The sequence below is a fragment of the Truepera radiovictrix DSM 17093 genome, from assembly GCF_000092425.1.
Lineage (GTDB): Bacteria > Deinococcota > Deinococci > Deinococcales > Trueperaceae > Truepera > Truepera radiovictrix.
On sequence record NC_014221.1, the window covers coordinates 1134609 to 1150408 of the forward strand.

A 15800-nucleotide genomic window follows, 5' to 3' on the forward strand; every position below is an offset into this window, starting at 1 on the left:
TTATGCCGACGAAGAAGTACCGTCCTTATACCCCCTCGAGGCGCTTTATGACGACCTCGGACTTTTCGGAGATCACCTCGACGACCCCCGAAAAGTCGCTGTTAAAACCCTTTAAGCGCACGGGGGGGCGCAACAACCACGGCCGCATCACCGCGCGTTTTCGCGGCGGCGGCCACAAGCGCCGCTACCGCGTGATCGACTTTCGCCGCCGCGACAAAGAGGGTGTGCCCGCCAAGGTCGCGACCATTGAGTACGACCCCAACCGGAGCGCCCGCATCGCCCTGCTGCACTATTTAGACGGCGAAAAGCGCTACATCTTGGCGCCCGAAAACCTCGTCGTCGGGAGCCGCGTCGTCGCGGGGCCTGAGGCCGAGCCGGTCTTGGGTAACGCCTTGCCGCTGCGCTTTATCCCCGTCGGTACGGTGGTGCATAACGTCGAGCTGACCCCCGGCAAGGGTGCGCAGCTCGCCCGCAGCGCCGGCACCAGCGTGCAGCTCCAGGGCCGAGACGGCAACTACGTCACCCTGCGCCTCCCCTCGGGGGAGCTGCGCCGCGTGCACGGCGAGTGCTACGCCACCGTCGGCGTCGTCGGCAACGCCGAGCACAAAAACATCGTCTACGGCAAAGCCGGTCGCACCCGTTGGATGGGCCGCAAACCGCACCAACGCGGGCGGGCGATGAACCCGGTTGACCACCCGCACGGTGGGGGGGAGGGCCGTTCGTCTAGCGGTCGTCCGCCGGTGAGCCCGTGGGGCCAGCAAGCGAAGGGGTTAAAGACGCGCACCAAGCGCAAAAACTCCTCGAAGTTTATCGTCCGTCGTCGTAAAGGGAGCAGCTAATGGCGCGTAGCATGAAAAAAGGGCCGTTCGTCGACGACCACCTGCTGGCGAAGATCGACGCGGCCAACGAAAAGGGTGAGCGGCGGGTGATCCGCACCTGGAGCCGCCGCAGCACCATCGTCCCCGAGATGGTCGGCCACACCATCGGGGTGCATAACGGCAAGCAGCACGTCCCCGTGTTTATCCAGGAGAACATGGTGGGTCACAAGCTCGGCGAGTTCGCGCCGACCCGCACCTTCCGCGGGCACAGCGGTAACCGCAAGGGGCAGTGATGGAGGCTAGAGCCCACCTCACCATGCTCCGCGTGACGCCGCAGAAGACGCGGCTGGTCGCCGACCTTATCCGCGGCAAACGCGTGAGCGAAGCCGAGAGCATCTTGCGCTTTACCCCGCGCCGCCCCGCGCAGCCACTTCTCAAACTCTTGCAGAGCGCGAAGGCGAACGCGGTCAACAACCACGACATGTTTGAAGACAACCTCGTGGTCGCCAAGATCATGGTCAACGAGGGGCCGGTCATGAAGCGCTACCTGCCCCGCGCGCGGGGCCGCGCCGACCTGCTGCGCAAACGCACGAGCCACGTCACGATCGTTCTGGAGGAGAAAGATGGTTAGCCATGGGTAACAAGATCAACCCGGTCGGTTTTCGCCTGGGGGTCAACAAAGAGCCCTCGGCGAAGTGGTACGCCAACACCAAGACCTACGCCAAGCTGCTCGCCGAAGACGACCTCATCCGCCGCACCGTCACCGCTGACGTCGGCCACTCGGGGGTGTCGCGCATCGACATCGAGCGCGCCGCGCACAACGTCAACGTCACCATCCACACCGCCAAACCCGGCGTGGTGATCGGGCGCGGGGGCGAGTCGATCAAGCAGCTGCGCCAAAAGCTCGACCACCTGATCGGCGGCACGGTGGCGGTCAACGTCCAAGAGGTCGCCAACCCGAACACCAACGCGGCGCTCATCGCGCAGCGCATCGCCGAGCAGCTCGAGCGCCGCTTCGCGTTTCGCCGCGCGATGAAGCAAGCCATCCAGCGCACCATGGAGTCGGGGGCCAAAGGGGTCAAGATCCGCTGCTCGGGTCGCCTCGGTGGTGCCGAGCAGGCGCGCCCCGAGTCGTACATGGACGGCCGCGTCCCCCTGCAGACGCTGCGCGCCGATATCGACTACGGCACCGCGCGCGCGAACACCACCTACGGCGTCATCGGCGTCAAGGTGTGGGTGTTTCACGGCGAGCTCGTCGGCGACAAACAGCGCCGCGCCGCCAACTTGCCGCGCCCGCGTCAGGATGAGGACAAAAACCGCCGCCGCCGCCGCCCGCAGGCGCGCCGCCGCCCCGAAGGGGGTGCGGGTGGTCGCTCCGGCGACCGCGCCGGCCGCAGCCGTCCAGCCGAGAGGAAAGAGCGTAAGTAATGCTGCTACCAAAACGGGTCAAGTACCGCAAGCAGATGCGCGGGCGGATGAAGGGCGACACCAAAGGGGGCGACTACGTCGCTTTCGGCGACTACGGCCTCGTCGCCTTGGAGCCCGCGTGGATCAAGTCGAACCAGATCGAAGCGTGCCGCATCACCATGAGCCGCTTTTTTCGGCGTGGCGGCAAGATCTATATCCGCGTCTTCCCCGACAAGCCGGTGACCAAAAAGCCCGCTGAGACCCGCATGGGTAAGGGGAAAGGGGCGGTCGAGTACTGGGTGGCGGTGGTCAAGCCGGGGCGGGTGATCTTCGAGGTCGCCAACGTGACCGAGGAGCAAGCGCGCGAAGCGTTCCGCTTAGCGGGCCACAAACTGCCGATCAAAACGAAGATGGTTAAGCGCGAGGTGTACGATGAAGCCCAGTGAGGTGCGCAACCTCAGTCTCGACGAGATCCGCAGCGAGATCGACAAGCGCCGTAAAGAGCTCCTCGAGCTGCGTTTTCAGGCCTCGGTCGGGCAAGCGACCAACCCCAAACGCATCGGCGCTGCCAAACGGGAGATCGCCCGCCTGCTCACCATCGCCACCGAAAAAGGAGGCCGGCTATGAAAAAAACGTTGCAGGGGCGCGTGGTCAGCGACAAAGCCGACAAGACCGTGACGGTCAGCGTCGAGCGCCGCTTTAAGCACCCGCTCTACGGCAAGGTCGTGGCGGTGACCAAAAAGTACCTCGCCCACGATGAGAACAACGAGTACAAAGAGGGCGACATCGTCGAGATCATCACCCGCCGCCCGATCAGCAAACGCAAACGTTTCGCCGTCACGCGCCTTATCGAACGCGCGCGCGGCTAAGGAGAAGGGATGATTCAGCAAGAGTCCTACCTCGAGGTCGCGGACAACTCGGGTGCGCGCCGCATCCAGTGCATCCGCGTGCTCGGCACCGGGAGCCAGTACGTCGGGAGCGTCGGCGACGTGATCGTCGCGGCGGTCAAAGATGCCATCCCGCGGGCGGCGGTGAAAAAGGGTGACGTCGTTAAAGCGGTGATCGTCCGCACCGCCAAGGAGATCAACCGCAGCGACGGCAGCAGCATCCGTTTTGACAACAACGCCGCGGTGATCATCAACAACCAAAACGAGCCGCGCGGTACGCGCGTGTTCGGACCCGTGGCCCGCGAGCTGCGCGAAAAGCGTTTTATGCGCATCGTGTCGCTCGCGCCGGAGGTGCTCTAATGGCAACCAAACCCAAGCGGACGCGTATCCGCCTGAAAAAGGGCGACCGCGTGCGGGTGATCGCCGGGGCCCACAAGGGGGCCGAAGGGGTGATCATCGCTACGCTGCCGGAGAAAAACCGCGTGGTCGTCGAGGGGGTCAACCTGATCAAAAAGGCCCGCCGCCCCACCCAGCAAAACCCGCGCGGCGGTTTCGACGAGCGTGAAGCGCCCCTGCACGCCTCGAACGTGCAGCTCTTGGACCCCAAAACGGGGGAGCCGACGCGTATCGGGGTGCGCTTCGAGGACGGCCGCAAGGTCCGCGTGGCCCTAAAGAGCGGCACGAGCCTCAGCTAGGAGAGGTATGAGCAAGGTAGATGTTGCGCTCAAAAAGCGCTACCACAACGAGGTCAAACCCGCTTTGCAGGAGCGCCACGGGTACACCAACGTCATGGCGATCCCCAAACTCGAAAAGATCATCATCAACGTCGGTCTCGGCGAAGCGCGGGACGACTCGAAGGTGATCGAGCGGGCTTCGCGCGAGCTGGCCCAGATCGCCCTGCAGCGCCCCGTGGTGACGCGCGCGAAAAAGTCGGTGTCGAACTTTAAGGTGCGCACGGGGATGCCGATCGGCCTCAAGGTGACCCTGCGTGGCGACCGCATGTGGGTGTTTTTGGAGAAGCTCATCAACGTGGCGCTCCCGCGGGTGCGCGACTTTCGCGGGGTCAACCCGAACGCGTTTGACGGCCGCGGCAACTACAACCTGGGTCTGCGCGAGCAGCTCGTCTTCCCCGAGCTGTCGATCGACCAGGTCGATGGCACCCGTGGGATGGACATCGCGATCGTTACGACGGCTCAAAGCGACGAAGAAGCGCGCAGCTTGCTCGAGCTTCTCGGCATGCCCTTTAGAAGGTAGGACCATGGCGACAAAGGCACATATCGCGAAATCGAAGAGGACCCCCAAGTTCTCGGCGCGGACGGTTAACCGCTGCAGCCGTTGCGGGAGGAGCCGCGGCTATTTGCGCGACTTTAACCTCTGCCGCATCTGCATGCGCGAGATGGCGCACCAGGGTCTTTTGCCCGGCGTCCGCAAGGCGAGCTGGTAAGGCTAAGCGAGAGAACACTTTAGGGAGGTGATGGTCAGTTCGCTTGAACTGAGACCAACCTCCGCGGAGGAACGATGTACACAGACCCCATTGCTGACATGCTGACGCGCATCCGTAACGGTGTGGCGATCGCCGCCCCCACCGTCGACGTGCCCGCGAGCAAGTTTAAACGGGCGCTCGCGGAGCTTTTGGTGCGCGAGGGCTACCTCAAGTCGGTCGAAGCGGTGACGCAAGACGGCAAACCGGTGCTCCGCATCGGCCTCAAATACGGCCCGCGCCGCACCCCCATCATCAACGAGCTGCACCGCGTTTCAAAACCCGGCCGCCGCGCCTACGCCAAAGCCAAAGCGGTCCCCGTCGTGCGGGGCGGCCTCGGCGTCGCCGTTATCTCGACGCCGCAAGGCCTGATGGTCGACCGCGAGGCGCGGCGCCACAACGTCGGCGGCGAAGTGATCTGCGAGGTTTGGTAATGTCGCGTATCGGAAGAGCACCCATCCCTTTGCCCAAAGGGGTCGATGTCACCCTCGGCAAGACGAGCGTCGCCGTCAAGGGGCCCAAGGGCCAGCTGACGGTCCCCTTGAACCCGCGCCTCAGCGTCAAGCAAGAGGACGGCAAGCTGATCGTCGAGCGCCCCAGCGACGCACCGCGCGACCGCGCACAACACGGGCTCACCCGGACCCTTATCCACAACGCCATCCAGGGTGTCACGGAGGGGTTTACGCGCAACCTGCAGATCCAAGGGGTGGGTTACCGCTGCGCTATGCGCGGTAAAAACCTCGAGCTGCAGCTCGGCTTTTCACACCCCGTGGTGTTCGAGCCCCCGGAGGGCATCACCTTAGCCGCCCCCGAGCCGACGCGGATCACCGTCTCGGGGATCGACAAACAGCTCGTCGGCCAGGTGGCCGCGAACATCCGCAAGGTGCGCCCCCCCGACTCGTACCACGGCAAAGGGGTGCGCTACGAAGGAGAACAGGTCCGCCTGAAACCCGGTAAGGCGGCGGCTCGCTAGAGGAGGATGAGATGAGACCAGCGACCACAGCGGAGCGGCGCCGCCTCCGCACTAGAAGGCGGCTTCAGCGCCCCGTCGAGACCGCGAGGCTGCGCCTCAGCGTGTTTCGCAGCGCTAAACACATCTACGCCCAAGTCATCGACCCCAAACGGGGGCACACCATCGCCGAGGCCAACTCGAAAAGCCTCGGGCTGACGGGGAACAAGACCGAACAGGCGGCGGCCGTCGGCCGCGCCGTCGCCGAGCGCGCCCTCGCTGCGGGCGCCAAACAGGTGGTTTTCGACCGCGGCAGCTACCGCTACCACGGCCGCGTCAAAGCGCTCGCCGACGGCGCCCGCGAAGGAGGGCTCGAGTTCTAATGGCTGAAACGGACTTTGAAGACAAGGTCATCTTTATCCGCCGCACCGCTAAGACCTACCAGGGGGGCCGCCGTTTCCGCTTCGGTGCGATGGTCGCTATTGGCGACCGCAACGGCCGCGTCGGTATCGGCCTCGGCAAGGCCAAAGAGGTGCCTTTGGCGGTGCAAAAGGGCCAGTACGTCGCGCGCCGCAACCTCATCGAGGTACCCATCGAGGAGCCGGGGACCATCCCCCACGAGGTCTTGGGCCAGCACGGCACCAGCCGCGTGATGCTCAAACCCGCGGGCGCCGGTACGGGCGTGATTGCCGGCAGCGTGCCGCGCGCGATCGTCGAGCTCGCCGGGTTTCGCAACCTGCTCACCAAAGAGCTCGGTTCGCGCAACCAGACGAACGTCGCCTACGCCGTGATGGACGGGTTGCGGCAGCTCAAGACCTTCGAGGAAGCGAAACGCGAACGCGAGGCGGCCCAATGAAGATCACCCTCGTGCGCAGCTTGATCGGCGTTCGCAAAGACCAGCGCGCGACGGTGCGCGCGCTCGGCCTACGCAAAACTGGCGACGTCCGCGAAGTCAAAGACACCCCAGACGTGCGCGGCATGGTCGACAAGGTCGCGTACCTGCTAAAGGTGGAATCATGAAGTTAAACGATCTTAAACCCGCTCCGGGAGCGAAAAAGGCGCGCCGCCGCGTCGGGCGCGGGCTCGGGAGCGGCCGCGGTAAAACCGCCGGTCGCGGCCAGAAGGGCCAGTCGAGCCGCTCGGGTTTCTCGCACGGCGCCGGTTGGGAGGGGGGGCGCTCGAGGCTCATCATGCGCCTGCCCAAACGCGGTTTTGTGCACCAGGGCACCGAGTACCAGATCATCAACGTCGGTGACCTCGAGGTCTTCGAAGCGGGCAGCGTCGTCGACGCCGCCAGCCTCCGCGCCCGCGGTTTGATCCGCCACGAAGACCGCCCCGTCAAACTGCTCGGCAACGGCGAGCTGAGTGTCGCGCTGCAGGTCGCGGTCGACGCGTATAGCCGCAGCGCGGTGCGGGCAGTGGAAGCGGCGGGCGGCAGCGTGCGCGGCGACGCTCGCACCGCCCCCGCCGCTGCGCCAGATGAGGGCGCTCAGGGCGAGGGGCGCGCGTAGATGCTCGCAGCCTTCGGCAACGCCTTCCGCATCCCCGATCTGCGCGCCAAGCTGCTGGTGGTGATCGGGCTTTTGGCGGTCTATCGCCTGGGCGTCTTTATCCCGACGCCGGGCGTCGACGCCGAAGCGCTGCGGACGCAGTTCCAGGGTCAAGGGGGTGTCTTCGAGCTGCTCGGCTTCGTCACCGGGGGCAACATCGAGGTCTTCTCGGTGTTCGCCCTCGGGGTCATCCCCTACATCACCGCGAGCATCATCTTTCAGCTCCTCACGTCCGTCTACCCGCCCCTTGAAAAGCTGCAAAAAGAGGGCGAGGAGGGGCGGCGTAAGATCACCCAGTACACCCGCTACGCCGCTGTAGCGTTAGGCGCCATTCAGGGGCTTTTTCTGGCGATCGCCTTGATAGGCCCTTCGGGCGCGCTGCGCGTCGGTTGGAGTAACGGCCCCTTTTTGTGGTTTACCGTGATGATCACGCAGATCGCCGGTATCGCCGTGGTCATCTACCTGGGTGAAAAGATCACCGAGTACGGCATCGGCAACGGCATCTCGCTTATCATCTTCGCCGGGATCGTCGCCGCCTACCCGCAAGCCCTCGCCCAGACGTTTGCGCTCATCGGCACCGGTGAGTCGAACATCTTTAGCCTCATCATCTTTTTCCTGCTGCTGATTTTCACCATCGCGGGGATGGTCTTTATCCAGCAGGGGGAGCGCCGCATCCCCGTGCAGTACGCCCGTAAGGTCGTCGGGCGGCGCGTGATGGGCGGTCAGAGCACCTACATCCCGCTGCGCGTGAACGCCGCCGGGGTGATTCCGGTCATCTTCGCGGTCTCCGTGCTCGTCATCCCGGGGACGCTCATCTCGCTGTTTCCCAACGTGCTCTGGTTGCAGCGCGTCGGCGCTTGGTTTAACCCCGCGCAGTGGCAAGGGCTTATCGTCAGCACGCTGTTAATCGTCGCGTTTACCTACTTCTACACCCAGATCTCGTTTGACCCGCGGCGCATCTCCGAAAACCTGCGCGAGTACGGCGGGTTTATCCCCGGCGTGCGCCCCGGCCAACCGACGACGGACCACCTCAACCGCATCACCACCCGCATCACCCTCTGGGGGGCGCTCTTTTTGGGTCTCGTCAACGCCCTGCCGCAGATCCTGGGTTGGCTGACGGGTCAGGGAACCCTGGCGCTCGTCTTCTCCGGCATCGGCCTTTTGATCGTCGTCGGGGTGTCCCTAGACACCTTGCGGCAGCTCGAGTCTCAGCTCATGATGCGCCACTACGACGGCTTTGTGAGCCGCGGGCGGATCCGCGGGCGTGGGAGGCGCTTCTAGTGACCTCGGAGCTGCAGATCACGACGCCCGAGGTGCTCTTGCTCATCGGACCCCCCGGCGCGGGGAAGGGGACGCAGGCGGAGAAGCTCGCCCGGGCGCGCCGCCTAAAAAAGCTCTCGACCGGCGACATGCTCCGCGACCACGTGAGCCGCGGTACCGAGCTCGGCCTCCGGGCTAAAGCCATCATGGAGGCCGGCGAACTCGTCCCCGACGAGGTGATCGTCGGGATGGTGCGCGATGAGGTGGCCGGCATGACGCCCGTACGCGTCCTTTTCGACGGGTTTCCGCGTACGGGCCCTCAGGCCGAAGCGCTCGACCGGCTCCTGGCTGACCTCGGCGCGACGATCACCGCAGCGGTGCTCTTGGAGGTCGACACCGAAGAGCTCATCGCGCGGCTCGTTAAACGCGCTGCCGAACAGGGGCGCACCGACGACAACGAGGCCACCGTGCGCACGCGGATGAACGTCTATAGCGCCCAGACGGCGCCCTTGGTGACCTACTACGAAACGACCGGCAAGCTGCGGCGCGTCGACGGGGTCGGCTCGGTCGAGGAGGTCTTCGCGCGCATCTCCGAGGTGCTGCCGTGATCCTTAAACGGGCCCGCGAGATCGACGCCATGATCGCGGCCGCCGAGATCAACCGCGCCGCGCTCGAAGCGCTCGAGCCCCTTATCCGGCCGGGGGCGACCACGGCGCAGTTGAACGAAGCGGCCGAGGATGCTATAGTGTCGCGGGGCGGTACGCCCGCTTTCAAGGGCTACCGCGGTTTTCCCGCTACCCTCTGCACGTCGCTTAACGAGGTCGTCGTCCACGGGATCCCCAACGACAAGCCGCTCCGGGAGGGCGACGTCCTCTCGGTCGACATCGGTACCTTTTACAAGGGGTATGCGGCGGACATGGCCAAGACCTACCCGGTCGGCAAGATACCCGCTTCTACGCAGGCGCTTCTGCAGGCAACCGAGGCGTCCCTCTACGCGGGGATCGAGGCGGCCCAGGTCGGCAACCGTTTGGGCGACGTCGCTGCGGCCATTCAACAGGTGGTCGAGGCGGCGGGCTTTTGGGTCGTGCGGGAGTTTGTCGGGCACGGTATCGGCAGCGCGTTTCACGAGCCGCCGGACGTGCCTAACTACGGTCGTGCCGGGACGGGGCCGCGCCTCCGCCCCGGGTTGGTGCTGGCGATCGAACCGATGGTGACCGAGCGCCGCACCGAGGTCAAGATCCTCGGCGACGGGTGGACGGCGGTGACCGCCAACGGTGCGTTGGCGGCGCACTTCGAGCACACCGTCGCGATCACCGAAGCGGGGCCGCGCATCCTCACCGCCAAGGACGCCCCCCTCTACTCGTCGCAGGTGCTACTAGGAGGTAACCGTGGCGCGTAACCGGTCTGGGTCGAGCAGGCGGCGTTCGCCTGCAGGCGGTGAGCGCCCCGAGCGCCCCGAAGAGACCACCCAAGATACCATCCGCACCGAAGGGGTGGTGCTCGAGGCCCGCCCCAACACCACCTTTTTGGTGCAGCTCGACGCCGGCCCCGAGATCCTCGCGCACGTCGGCGGCAAGATGCGGCGGCACTACATCCGCATCCTCCCCGGCGACCGCGTGGTGTTAGAGATCAGTACCTACGACCCCGAAAAGGGGCGCATCGTCTACCGGAAGTAAGCCCCTCGCGGGGTGTAAGGAGTTGTAACCATGAAGGTTCGCGCATCCGTCAAGCCGATCTGCGACCGGTGCAAGGTCATCCGTCGCCACGGCAAAGTGTTCGTCATCTGCTCGGTCAACCCGAAGCACAAGCAAAGGCAGGGGTAACATGGCGCGTATTGCTGGCGTCGATTTGCCGCGCGACAAGCGCATCGAACACGCGCTGCCGTACATCTACGGCATCGGTCTCAGCCGCTCGCAGGAGGTCCTGGCGCAAGCCGGCGTGAATCCGGACACCCGCGTTAAAGACCTCGCCGAGGCCGAAGTCGCGCGTTTGCGCGAGATCGTCGAGAAGACCTACAAGGTCGAGGGCGATCTGCGGCGCGAGATTCAGCTCAACATCAAACGCCTGATGGACATCGGTTCGTACCGCGGTCTGCGGCACCGCCGCGGTCTGCCGGTTCGCGGTCAGTCGAGCAAGACAAACGCCCGCACCCGCAAAGGGCCGCGCCGCACGGTGGCCGGCAAGAAGAAAGCCACCAAGAAGTAAGGGGCCGCGATGACGAAGCAAGCCGCTAAAAACAAGACCAAAAAGCGCGTGCGCCGCAACCTCGTCGAGGGCAAGGCGTACATCCACGCCTCGTACAACAACACCATCGTGACGATCACCGACATGGACGGCAACGCCGTAGCGTGGTCGAGCAGCGGTTCCATCGGCTACAAGGGGTCGAAAAAAGGCACCCCGTACGCGGCGCAGCTCGCCGCCGCCGACGCGACCCGCAAAGCGCAGAACATGGGCGTCACGCAGCTCGACATCGTGATCCGCGGCACCGGCTCGGGCCGCGAGCAGGCGATCCGTTCAATCCAGGCAACGGGCGTCAACGTGCGCTCGATCGTCGACGCGACCCCCGTACCGCACAACGGCTGCCGCCCCCGCAAACGCAAACGCGTGTAGCCGCCCCCGCGCGGGGTGGGCAGTGCCGCTTGCCCCGCCACGAGACCGCACTCAAACCCGTACCACGAGCATAGAGAAGGAGCACCATGGGTCGTCAACGAGATCCCATCGTCAAACTGAGTCGCCGCGAAGGGGTCAACCTCGCGGAGACGCCGAAGGTTCAGAAGTACATGGAGCGCCGCCCCTACCCTCCGGGGCAGCACGGCCAGCGCCGCAGCCGCAAGCTCTCCGACTACGGGGTGCGGCTGCGCGAGAAGCAGAAGCTCCGCCGCCTCTACAACCTCAGCGAAAAGCAGTTTAGCAACCTCTTCGCCGAGGCGGTGCGCCAGCAAGGAGCGACCGGTGGGGTGTTTTTACAGCTCCTCGAGTCGCGCCTGGACAACGTCGTGTTCCGCTTGGGCATCGCGCACACCCGCCGCCAAGCGCGCCAGTTCGTCACCCACCGGCACATCTTGGTCAACGGCAAGGTGGTCGACGTCCCGTCGTACCGCGTCCGCCCGGGCGACGAGATCGCCGTGGCCCCCCGCAGCCGCTCGAACGAGGTCATTAAGAGCAACGTCGAAGCCCGCAAACGCGGCCGCCTAAGCCCCTGGCTCGAGTTCGACAGCGAGAGCCTCAAGGGCAAGTTTCAACGCCTCCCCTCGCGCGAAGACATCACGGTTCCGGTCAACGAACTTCAGGTCATCGAGTACTACTCGAGATAGCGCCTAGCTCGTTAGGAGAAACGGTGCAACTGACACCTGAATTTAAAGCGCGCGTCACCGACCAGTACGGTGAGTTTATCGTCGAACCGCTGCCGCGCGGTTACGGCGTCACCTTGGGCAACCCCCTAAGGCGCATCCTGCTCTCGTCGGTCGCCGGGACAGCCGTCACGAGCGTCTACATCGAGGACGTCTTGCACGAGTTCTCGACCATCCCCGGGGTGAAAGAGGATGTCATGCAGATCATCCTCAACCTCAAGGAGCTGGTCGTTAAGCTGCACGACGACGAACCCGTGACGCTGACGCTGCGCGCCGAGAACCCGGGGCGGGTCACCGCGGCCGACTTCGAGGTGCCGATGGGGGCGACGTTGATCAACCCCGAGCTGTACCTCGCGACCCTGAACGAGGGGGGCAAGCTGGTCATGGAGGTGCGCGTGGAGCCGGGGATCGGTTACGTTCCCGCCGAGGTGCACGCCACAAAAGACCGCATCAACTCGATCCCCGTCGACGCCGTCTTTACCCCCGTGCGCCGCGTCGCCTACCGCGTCGAGGACACCCGCGTGGGGCAAAAGACCGACTTAGACCGCTTGGTGCTGCGCGTCTGGACCGACGGCTCCGTGAGCCCCCGCGAGGCGCTAGACAGCGCCGTCGAGATCCTGCGCAACCAGCTCTCGGTCTTTAGCGGTGGGGTCATCGACGAGCCCCTACCCGTAATGGCGATACCCCCGCGCAGCGCCGACGAGCCCCTCAGCCGCGCTGAACCGGCGCGCATCTCGCTCGAGAGCCTCGAGCTCTCCTCGCGCGTGCTGCACTCGTTGCAAGAGGAGGGGATCGACTCGGTCGACGCCCTCTTGGCGCTCTCCGAACGCGACCTCAAAAAGGTCGGCGGGGTCGGGGACAAGTCGCTAGAGGAGATCAAGGAGCGCCTGCAGGCGCAGGGGCTCTACCTCAAGGAGTAGCGCTCTTACCTCGGAACGCGCCTCCCCGCACGCACCTGCCGAGATGCTACCGGTAGCAACCCGTAACGCTACCCAAACCCAAAGGAGTAAACCGTGAGACACCTAAGCAGTGGGCGCAAGCTGGGGCGCAGCAGCAGCCACCGCGTCGCCCTCAAACGCTCGCAAGCGGCCGCGCTCTTTCGCCACGGCCGCATCAAGACCACCCTGGCCAAGGCCAAGGACCTGCGCCCTTACGTCGAAAAGCTCATCACCACGGCCAAAGGCGGCGACCTGCACGCGCGGCGTCAGGTGCTGCGCGAGATCCACGACGTCGCCTTGGTGCGCAAGATCATGGATGAGATCGCCCCGAGCTTTGCGGAGCGCGCGGGCGGCTACACCCGCATCTACCGCCTCGAGACCCGCCGCGGCGACGGCGCCCAAGAGGCGCTCATCGAGCTCGTCGGGAGCGAAGCGTAGGCGCTCCGCCGCCCCCAACCTTGTGACCTCGAGGCAACCGCCCCGAGGTTTTTTCCTGTAACGTCGGGCATGCCGAGGACGACCGTGACGACCGCGACGGCGCTCTGGGCGCCCTTGCGGGCCCTTTTGACGCTCACCTTGCTCCTCGTGACGCCGCTCGCGCAGGCCGACCACGGCGCCCCCCCGCCGCGCCTCGGCGGGGTGAGTTTCTGCACCGACCGCGACTCCGTCCGCCTCGAGGTCGTCGGTGGCGCGGGGGAGAGGCCTGGATTCGCCGGCGACCTCGCGGCGCGGGCGCTTCAGCACCTGCGCGCGGCGCTCGAGCGCGCCGAGGTGCCGCACGAAGAACGCGAGGTGTGCGCGGGGGAGCGGGGGTACGTGGCGCTCGAGCTCTACGCCCGCTTCCTCGACCCCGAGACCTACCTGGGCTTTCCCGAGGCCTCGTACACCTACGTCGCCGCCACGCAGGTCGGGGCGCACGCCCCCACCCGTTCGCCGGAGGGGGCGCTCCCCGAGAGCGTCTACGTCGCTTCGGCGAGCGACATCTTGCAGGCCCCCAGCGAGGCGGCGTTGGCGGCCGAGCTGCTCGCGCTCACCGACGAGCAGGCGCAGCTGCTGACGCGGACCTGGCTGGAGGCCAACGTGGTGCCGCCGGGCCGCTTCGCGCGCTTCGGGGCGCTCGCGCTCGCGCTCGTGCTCGTGCGCGCGCTCGCCCCCTGGGCGCTACGCGCGCGGGGTTAACGCCGCCGCGAAGCTCGAGCCGGCGCCCGACCAGGGGACGCCCAAAAGCTCGGCGACGGTGGCGCCGAGGTCGGCGAAGCTCCCCCGCGTCCCGAGCGCGCCCCCCGGTGCCCCCGGGCTGTAGGCGAGCACGAAGCCGTACTCGCGGGTGTGGTCGGTGCCCGCGTGCGTCGGGTCGTTGCCGTGGTCGGAGGTCAGGAGCAGCCAGTCGCCGGGGTGCGTGGCCGCGAGGAGCTCGGGGAGCCGCGCGTCGAACGCGGCGAGCGCCCGCGCGTACCCCCGCGGGTCGCGCCGGTGGCCGTAGAGCGAGTCGAACTCGACGAGGTTGCACATCACCAGCCCGTCCGGCCGCGCCGCCATCGCCCGCAGCGTCTTGTCGACCCCGTCCTCGTTCGAGTCGGTGGGCACCTCCTGCGTAAACCCGCGGTGGGCGTAGATGTCGGGGATCTTGCCGATCCCCACGACCGCCCGCCCCGCCCCCTTAAGGGCGTCGAGGACGGTCGGGTGGGGTGGGGCCAGCGAGAAGTCCTTGCGCGCCTCCCCGAGCCGCCGGAAGGCGCCGGGGACGCCGGTAAAGGGCCGGGCGATCACCCGCGCCACGGCGTGCTCGCCCCTTAGGATCTCCCGCGCCGCCTCGCACCACCCGTAGAGCGTCTGTAGAGGCACCCTGTCCGTGTGGGCCGCGACCTGAAAGACGCTGTCGGCGCTCGTGTAGACGATGGGGTCGCCCGTCTCTAAGTGCGCCGCGCCGAGCTCGTCCAAGATGGCGGTGCCCGAGGCGGGGCGGTTGCCGAGGTGGCCGCGACCCGTGCGGGCGTCAAACGCGGCCATCACCCCCTCCGGAAAGCGCTCGAAGGTGCAAAAGGGGTGCTCGAGCACCACCCCCATAAACTCCCAGTGGCCGGTGGTGGTGTCCTTGCCCGGGCTCCGCTCCGCGAGGCGCCCGTAGGACGCTTTCGGCGTAGGGCTGGGGGGGAGCGCCCCGACGCCCTCGACGTTCCCGAGGCCCAAGGCGCTCAGGTTGGGGAGCGCCGTACCGGCCCTTTGCAGCGTGTGGTCGAGGGTGTGGGCCCCCGCGTCGCCGAACGCGTCGGCGTCCGGGAGCGCCCCGACGCCGACCGAGTCGAGCACGATGACGGTGACGGTCATGGCGTCAGTATAGCTAGTGCGAAGGCCCGTCCCCCCGTGCCTCCGGCGCGCCGGCGCGCGTGTCCGACCAGACGCGGCCGTTACGCAGCTGCACGGTGCGCTGCGCGCGCGCGGCGACCTCGGCGCTATGCGTCACCGTCACGAGCGTCGCGCCCCTCGCGTGCACCGCCTCCAAAAGCTCTAAGATGCGCGCGCCCGTGTCGCTGTCTAAGTTGCCGGTCGGTTCGTCGGCCAAGAGGAGCTGGGGGCGGATGACGAGCGCGCGGGCGATGGCCACGCGCTGCTCCTGACCGCCCGAGAGCTCGCTCGGCATGTGCTCGGCGCGCTCGGCGAGCCCGACGCGCGCTAACATCTCGAGCGCGCGTGCCCGCCGCTCCTTGCGGCTCACGCCCGCGTAGCGCAGCGGCAGCGCCACGTTGCGCCACGCCGAGAGGTGCGGCAGCAGGTTAAAGCTCTGAAAGACGAAGCCGACCGTGCGGCCGCGCAGCCGGGAGCGTTCGGCGTCGCTCAAACCGGTCGTATCGCGGCCCAAGAGCTTGAGGCGCCCCGCGGTGGGCGCGTCCATCAGCCCCATGAGGTAGAGCAGGGTGGACTTGCCCGCCCCCGAGGGGCCGACGAGCGCGACGTGCTCGCCGCGCTCGATGCGGAGCGTGACCCCCTGGAGGGCGTCCACCATCCCCTGGCCTTTGGGGTAGCGCTTGGCGACGTCCTGGAGCTCGAGCACGGGCTCCGGGGGGGTGGGGCTCACGGCGGCGACGTGTGGTGCAGGGTGTGGTGCGGCGTTTAGTGCGGTGTGGGTGTTGCGTGTGATGCGCATCCGGTCTCCTCGAGGC

At 66.7% G+C, this 15800-nt stretch carries 30 protein-coding genes; 28 read left to right on the forward strand and 2 right to left on the reverse strand.

The genetic code is table 11. The features are described 5' to 3' along the window. Nucleotides 1-2 precede the first annotated feature (2 nt). The 28 genes from rplB (at nt 3) to TRAD_RS05325 (ending at nt 13818) form a co-directional block, all read left to right on the forward strand. A complete protein-coding gene (rplB, locus tag TRAD_RS05195; RefSeq protein ID WP_013177539.1) occupies nt 3-839 on the forward strand; it encodes a 50S ribosomal protein L2 in 837 nt (278 codons plus the stop codon). Next, entirely contained in the window at nt 839-1111 is a 273-nt protein-coding gene (gene rpsS / locus TRAD_RS05200; RefSeq protein ID WP_013177540.1) for a 30S ribosomal protein S19, read from the forward strand. Before rplB ends, rpsS begins: the two co-directional genes overlap by 1 nt. Then, nucleotides 1111-1449: a 50S ribosomal protein L22 gene (gene rplV / locus TRAD_RS05205; RefSeq protein WP_013177541.1), complete on the forward strand. Its 339-nt coding sequence runs from the start codon at nt 1111-1113 to the stop codon at nt 1447-1449. Before rpsS ends, rplV begins: the two co-directional genes overlap by 1 nt. Nucleotides 1450-1451: 2 nt before the next feature. Then, nucleotides 1452-2246 carry a 30S ribosomal protein S3 gene (gene rpsC / locus TRAD_RS05210; protein ID WP_013177542.1) on the forward strand — a complete coding sequence of 265 codons (795 nt, stop codon included), beginning with the start codon at nt 1452-1454 and terminating at the stop codon, nt 2244-2246. Then, entirely contained in the window at nt 2246-2671 is a 426-nt protein-coding gene (rplP, locus tag TRAD_RS05215) for a 50S ribosomal protein L16 (protein WP_013177543.1), read from the forward strand. Before rpsC ends, rplP begins: the two co-directional genes overlap by 1 nt. Next, nucleotides 2658-2852: a 50S ribosomal protein L29 gene (gene rpmC, locus TRAD_RS05220; protein ID WP_013177544.1), complete on the forward strand. Its 195-nt coding sequence runs from the start codon at nt 2658-2660 to the stop codon at nt 2850-2852. The genes rplP and rpmC overlap by 14 nt, the downstream gene beginning before the upstream one ends. Then, nucleotides 2849-3094 (forward strand): 30S ribosomal protein S17, encoded by a 246-nt coding sequence (rpsQ, locus tag TRAD_RS05225; protein WP_013177545.1) that lies wholly within the window; start codon nt 2849-2851, stop codon nt 3092-3094. The genes rpmC and rpsQ overlap by 4 nt, the downstream gene beginning before the upstream one ends. 9 nt (nt 3095-3103) lie before the next feature. Then, a complete protein-coding gene (rplN, locus tag TRAD_RS05230; RefSeq protein ID WP_013177546.1) occupies nt 3104-3472 on the forward strand; it encodes a 50S ribosomal protein L14 in 369 nt (122 codons plus the stop codon). Between the two features lie 26 nt (nt 3473-3498). Then, nucleotides 3499-3807, forward strand: a complete 309-nt coding sequence (rplX, locus tag TRAD_RS05235) for a 50S ribosomal protein L24 (protein ID WP_041947622.1) — start codon at nt 3499-3501, stop codon at nt 3805-3807. A 7-nt stretch (nt 3808-3814) separates the two neighbouring features. Further along, nucleotides 3815-4366 carry a 50S ribosomal protein L5 gene (gene rplE, locus TRAD_RS05240; RefSeq protein WP_013177548.1) on the forward strand — a complete coding sequence of 184 codons (552 nt, stop codon included), beginning with the start codon at nt 3815-3817 and terminating at the stop codon, nt 4364-4366. Nucleotides 4367-4370: 4 nt separating this feature from the next. Beyond that, nucleotides 4371-4556: a type Z 30S ribosomal protein S14 gene (locus TRAD_RS05245; protein ID WP_013177549.1), complete on the forward strand. Its 186-nt coding sequence runs from the start codon at nt 4371-4373 to the stop codon at nt 4554-4556. Nucleotides 4557-4630: 74 nt separating this feature from the next. After that, on the forward strand, nt 4631-5026 hold the full coding sequence (rpsH, locus tag TRAD_RS05250) for a 30S ribosomal protein S8 (RefSeq protein WP_013177550.1): 396 nt from the start codon (nt 4631-4633) through the stop codon (nt 5024-5026). Then, nucleotides 5026-5565, forward strand: a complete 540-nt coding sequence (gene rplF, locus TRAD_RS05255; RefSeq protein ID WP_013177551.1) for a 50S ribosomal protein L6 — start codon at nt 5026-5028, stop codon at nt 5563-5565. Before rpsH ends, rplF begins: the two co-directional genes overlap by 1 nt. A gap of 11 nt (nt 5566-5576) precedes the next feature. Beyond that, the gene (gene rplR / locus TRAD_RS05260) at nt 5577-5924 is read left to right on the forward strand and encodes a 50S ribosomal protein L18 (protein ID WP_013177552.1); all 348 of its coding nucleotides are present in this window, start codon (nt 5577-5579) and stop codon (nt 5922-5924) included. Beyond that, nucleotides 5924-6397 carry a 30S ribosomal protein S5 gene (gene rpsE / locus TRAD_RS05265; RefSeq protein WP_013177553.1) on the forward strand — a complete coding sequence of 158 codons (474 nt, stop codon included), beginning with the start codon at nt 5924-5926 and terminating at the stop codon, nt 6395-6397. Before rplR ends, rpsE begins: the two co-directional genes overlap by 1 nt. Further along, nucleotides 6394-6561 carry a 50S ribosomal protein L30 gene (rpmD, locus tag TRAD_RS05270; RefSeq protein ID WP_013177554.1) on the forward strand — a complete coding sequence of 56 codons (168 nt, stop codon included), beginning with the start codon at nt 6394-6396 and terminating at the stop codon, nt 6559-6561. Before rpsE ends, rpmD begins: the two co-directional genes overlap by 4 nt. Beyond that, nucleotides 6558-7052, forward strand: a complete 495-nt coding sequence (gene rplO / locus TRAD_RS05275; protein WP_013177555.1) for a 50S ribosomal protein L15 — start codon at nt 6558-6560, stop codon at nt 7050-7052. Before rpmD ends, rplO begins: the two co-directional genes overlap by 4 nt. Then, nucleotides 7053-8372: a preprotein translocase subunit SecY gene (gene secY / locus TRAD_RS05280; protein ID WP_013177556.1), complete on the forward strand. Its 1320-nt coding sequence runs from the start codon at nt 7053-7055 to the stop codon at nt 8370-8372. Further along, the gene (locus TRAD_RS05285) at nt 8372-8959 is read left to right on the forward strand and encodes an adenylate kinase (RefSeq protein ID WP_013177557.1); all 588 of its coding nucleotides are present in this window, start codon (nt 8372-8374) and stop codon (nt 8957-8959) included. The genes secY and TRAD_RS05285 overlap by 1 nt, the downstream gene beginning before the upstream one ends. Continuing rightward, a complete protein-coding gene (map, locus tag TRAD_RS05290) occupies nt 8956-9750 on the forward strand; it encodes a type I methionyl aminopeptidase (protein WP_013177558.1) in 795 nt (264 codons plus the stop codon). The genes TRAD_RS05285 and map overlap by 4 nt, the downstream gene beginning before the upstream one ends. Before the next feature lie 79 nt (nt 9751-9829). Next, entirely contained in the window at nt 9830-10027 is a 198-nt protein-coding gene (gene infA, locus TRAD_RS05295; protein WP_041947625.1) for a translation initiation factor IF-1, read from the forward strand. A gap of 30 nt (nt 10028-10057) precedes the next feature. After that, nucleotides 10058-10174 carry a 50S ribosomal protein L36 gene (rpmJ, locus tag TRAD_RS15635; protein WP_013177560.1) on the forward strand — a complete coding sequence of 39 codons (117 nt, stop codon included), beginning with the start codon at nt 10058-10060 and terminating at the stop codon, nt 10172-10174. A gap of 1 nt (nt 10175) precedes the next feature. Next, nucleotides 10176-10556, forward strand: a complete 381-nt coding sequence (gene rpsM / locus TRAD_RS05300; protein WP_013177561.1) for a 30S ribosomal protein S13 — start codon at nt 10176-10178, stop codon at nt 10554-10556. A 9-nt stretch (nt 10557-10565) separates the two neighbouring features. Continuing rightward, on the forward strand, nt 10566-10961 hold the full coding sequence (rpsK, locus tag TRAD_RS05305; RefSeq protein WP_013177562.1) for a 30S ribosomal protein S11: 396 nt from the start codon (nt 10566-10568) through the stop codon (nt 10959-10961). A gap of 86 nt (nt 10962-11047) precedes the next feature. Next, nucleotides 11048-11665, forward strand: coding sequence for a 30S ribosomal protein S4 (gene rpsD / locus TRAD_RS05310; RefSeq protein ID WP_013177563.1), 618 nt, complete (start codon nt 11048-11050; stop codon nt 11663-11665). Between the two features lie 23 nt (nt 11666-11688). After that, complete coding sequence (locus TRAD_RS05315) at nt 11689-12621, forward strand: DNA-directed RNA polymerase subunit alpha (RefSeq protein WP_013177564.1); 933 nt, start codon at nt 11689-11691, stop codon at nt 12619-12621. A 93-nt stretch (nt 12622-12714) separates the two neighbouring features. Beyond that, on the forward strand, nt 12715-13077 hold the full coding sequence (gene rplQ / locus TRAD_RS05320; protein WP_013177565.1) for a 50S ribosomal protein L17: 363 nt from the start codon (nt 12715-12717) through the stop codon (nt 13075-13077). A 69-nt stretch (nt 13078-13146) separates the two neighbouring features. Beyond that, nucleotides 13147-13818, forward strand: coding sequence for a hypothetical protein (locus TRAD_RS05325; protein ID WP_041947157.1), 672 nt, complete (start codon nt 13147-13149; stop codon nt 13816-13818). Here the strand turns inward: TRAD_RS05325 and TRAD_RS05330 are convergent. Beyond that, nucleotides 13801-14967 (reverse strand): phosphopentomutase, encoded by a 1167-nt coding sequence (locus tag TRAD_RS05330; protein WP_013177567.1) that lies wholly within the window; start codon nt 14965-14967, stop codon nt 13801-13803. The two genes, TRAD_RS05325 and TRAD_RS05330, sit on opposite strands and share 18 nt — an antisense overlap. Before the next feature lie 13 nt (nt 14968-14980). Beyond that, nucleotides 14981-15784, reverse strand: a complete 804-nt coding sequence (locus tag TRAD_RS05335) for an ABC transporter ATP-binding protein (protein ID WP_013177568.1) — start codon at nt 15782-15784, stop codon at nt 14981-14983. Nucleotides 15785-15800: the final 16 nt, after the last annotated feature.

What these genes read in the sequence shown, in the direction of transcription:
- rplB (WP_013177539.1), top strand. Translation starts at nt 3, where the DNA reads ATGCCGACGAAGAAGTACCGTCCTTATACCCCCTCGAGGCGCTTTATG.
- rpsS (WP_013177540.1), top strand. Translation starts at nt 839, where the DNA reads ATGGCGCGTAGCATGAAAAAAGGGCCGTTCGTCGACGACCACCTGCTG.
- rplV (WP_013177541.1), top strand. Translation starts at nt 1,111, where the DNA reads ATGGAGGCTAGAGCCCACCTCACCATGCTCCGCGTGACGCCGCAGAAG.
- rpsC (WP_013177542.1), top strand. Translation starts at nt 1,452, where the DNA reads ATGGGTAACAAGATCAACCCGGTCGGTTTTCGCCTGGGGGTCAACAAA.
- rplP (WP_013177543.1), top strand. Translation starts at nt 2,246, where the DNA reads ATGCTGCTACCAAAACGGGTCAAGTACCGCAAGCAGATGCGCGGGCGG.
- rpmC (WP_013177544.1), top strand. Translation starts at nt 2,658, where the DNA reads ATGAAGCCCAGTGAGGTGCGCAACCTCAGTCTCGACGAGATCCGCAGC.
- rpsQ (WP_013177545.1), top strand. Translation starts at nt 2,849, where the DNA reads ATGAAAAAAACGTTGCAGGGGCGCGTGGTCAGCGACAAAGCCGACAAG.
- rplN (WP_013177546.1), top strand. Translation starts at nt 3,104, where the DNA reads ATGATTCAGCAAGAGTCCTACCTCGAGGTCGCGGACAACTCGGGTGCG.
- rplE (WP_013177548.1), top strand. Translation starts at nt 3,815, where the DNA reads ATGAGCAAGGTAGATGTTGCGCTCAAAAAGCGCTACCACAACGAGGTC.
- TRAD_RS05245 (WP_013177549.1), top strand. Translation starts at nt 4,371, where the DNA reads ATGGCGACAAAGGCACATATCGCGAAATCGAAGAGGACCCCCAAGTTC.
- rpsH (WP_013177550.1), top strand. Translation starts at nt 4,631, where the DNA reads ATGTACACAGACCCCATTGCTGACATGCTGACGCGCATCCGTAACGGT.
- rplF (WP_013177551.1), top strand. Translation starts at nt 5,026, where the DNA reads ATGTCGCGTATCGGAAGAGCACCCATCCCTTTGCCCAAAGGGGTCGAT.
- rplR (WP_013177552.1), top strand. Translation starts at nt 5,577, where the DNA reads ATGAGACCAGCGACCACAGCGGAGCGGCGCCGCCTCCGCACTAGAAGG.
- rpsE (WP_013177553.1), top strand. Translation starts at nt 5,924, where the DNA reads ATGGCTGAAACGGACTTTGAAGACAAGGTCATCTTTATCCGCCGCACC.
- rpmD (WP_013177554.1), top strand. Translation starts at nt 6,394, where the DNA reads ATGAAGATCACCCTCGTGCGCAGCTTGATCGGCGTTCGCAAAGACCAG.
- rplO (WP_013177555.1), top strand. Translation starts at nt 6,558, where the DNA reads ATGAAGTTAAACGATCTTAAACCCGCTCCGGGAGCGAAAAAGGCGCGC.
- secY (WP_013177556.1), top strand. Translation starts at nt 7,053, where the DNA reads ATGCTCGCAGCCTTCGGCAACGCCTTCCGCATCCCCGATCTGCGCGCC.
- rpmJ (WP_013177560.1), top strand. Translation starts at nt 10,058, where the DNA reads ATGAAGGTTCGCGCATCCGTCAAGCCGATCTGCGACCGGTGCAAGGTC.
- rpsM (WP_013177561.1), top strand. Translation starts at nt 10,176, where the DNA reads ATGGCGCGTATTGCTGGCGTCGATTTGCCGCGCGACAAGCGCATCGAA.
- rpsK (WP_013177562.1), top strand. Translation starts at nt 10,566, where the DNA reads ATGACGAAGCAAGCCGCTAAAAACAAGACCAAAAAGCGCGTGCGCCGC.
- rpsD (WP_013177563.1), top strand. Translation starts at nt 11,048, where the DNA reads ATGGGTCGTCAACGAGATCCCATCGTCAAACTGAGTCGCCGCGAAGGG.
- TRAD_RS05325 (WP_041947157.1), top strand. Translation starts at nt 13,147, where the DNA reads ATGCCGAGGACGACCGTGACGACCGCGACGGCGCTCTGGGCGCCCTTG.
- TRAD_RS05330 (WP_013177567.1), bottom strand. Translation starts at nt 14,967, where the DNA reads ATGACCGTCACCGTCATCGTGCTCGACTCGGTCGGCGTCGGGGCGCTC.
- TRAD_RS05335 (WP_013177568.1), bottom strand. Translation starts at nt 15,784, where the DNA reads ATGCGCATCACACGCAACACCCACACCGCACTAAACGCCGCACCACAC.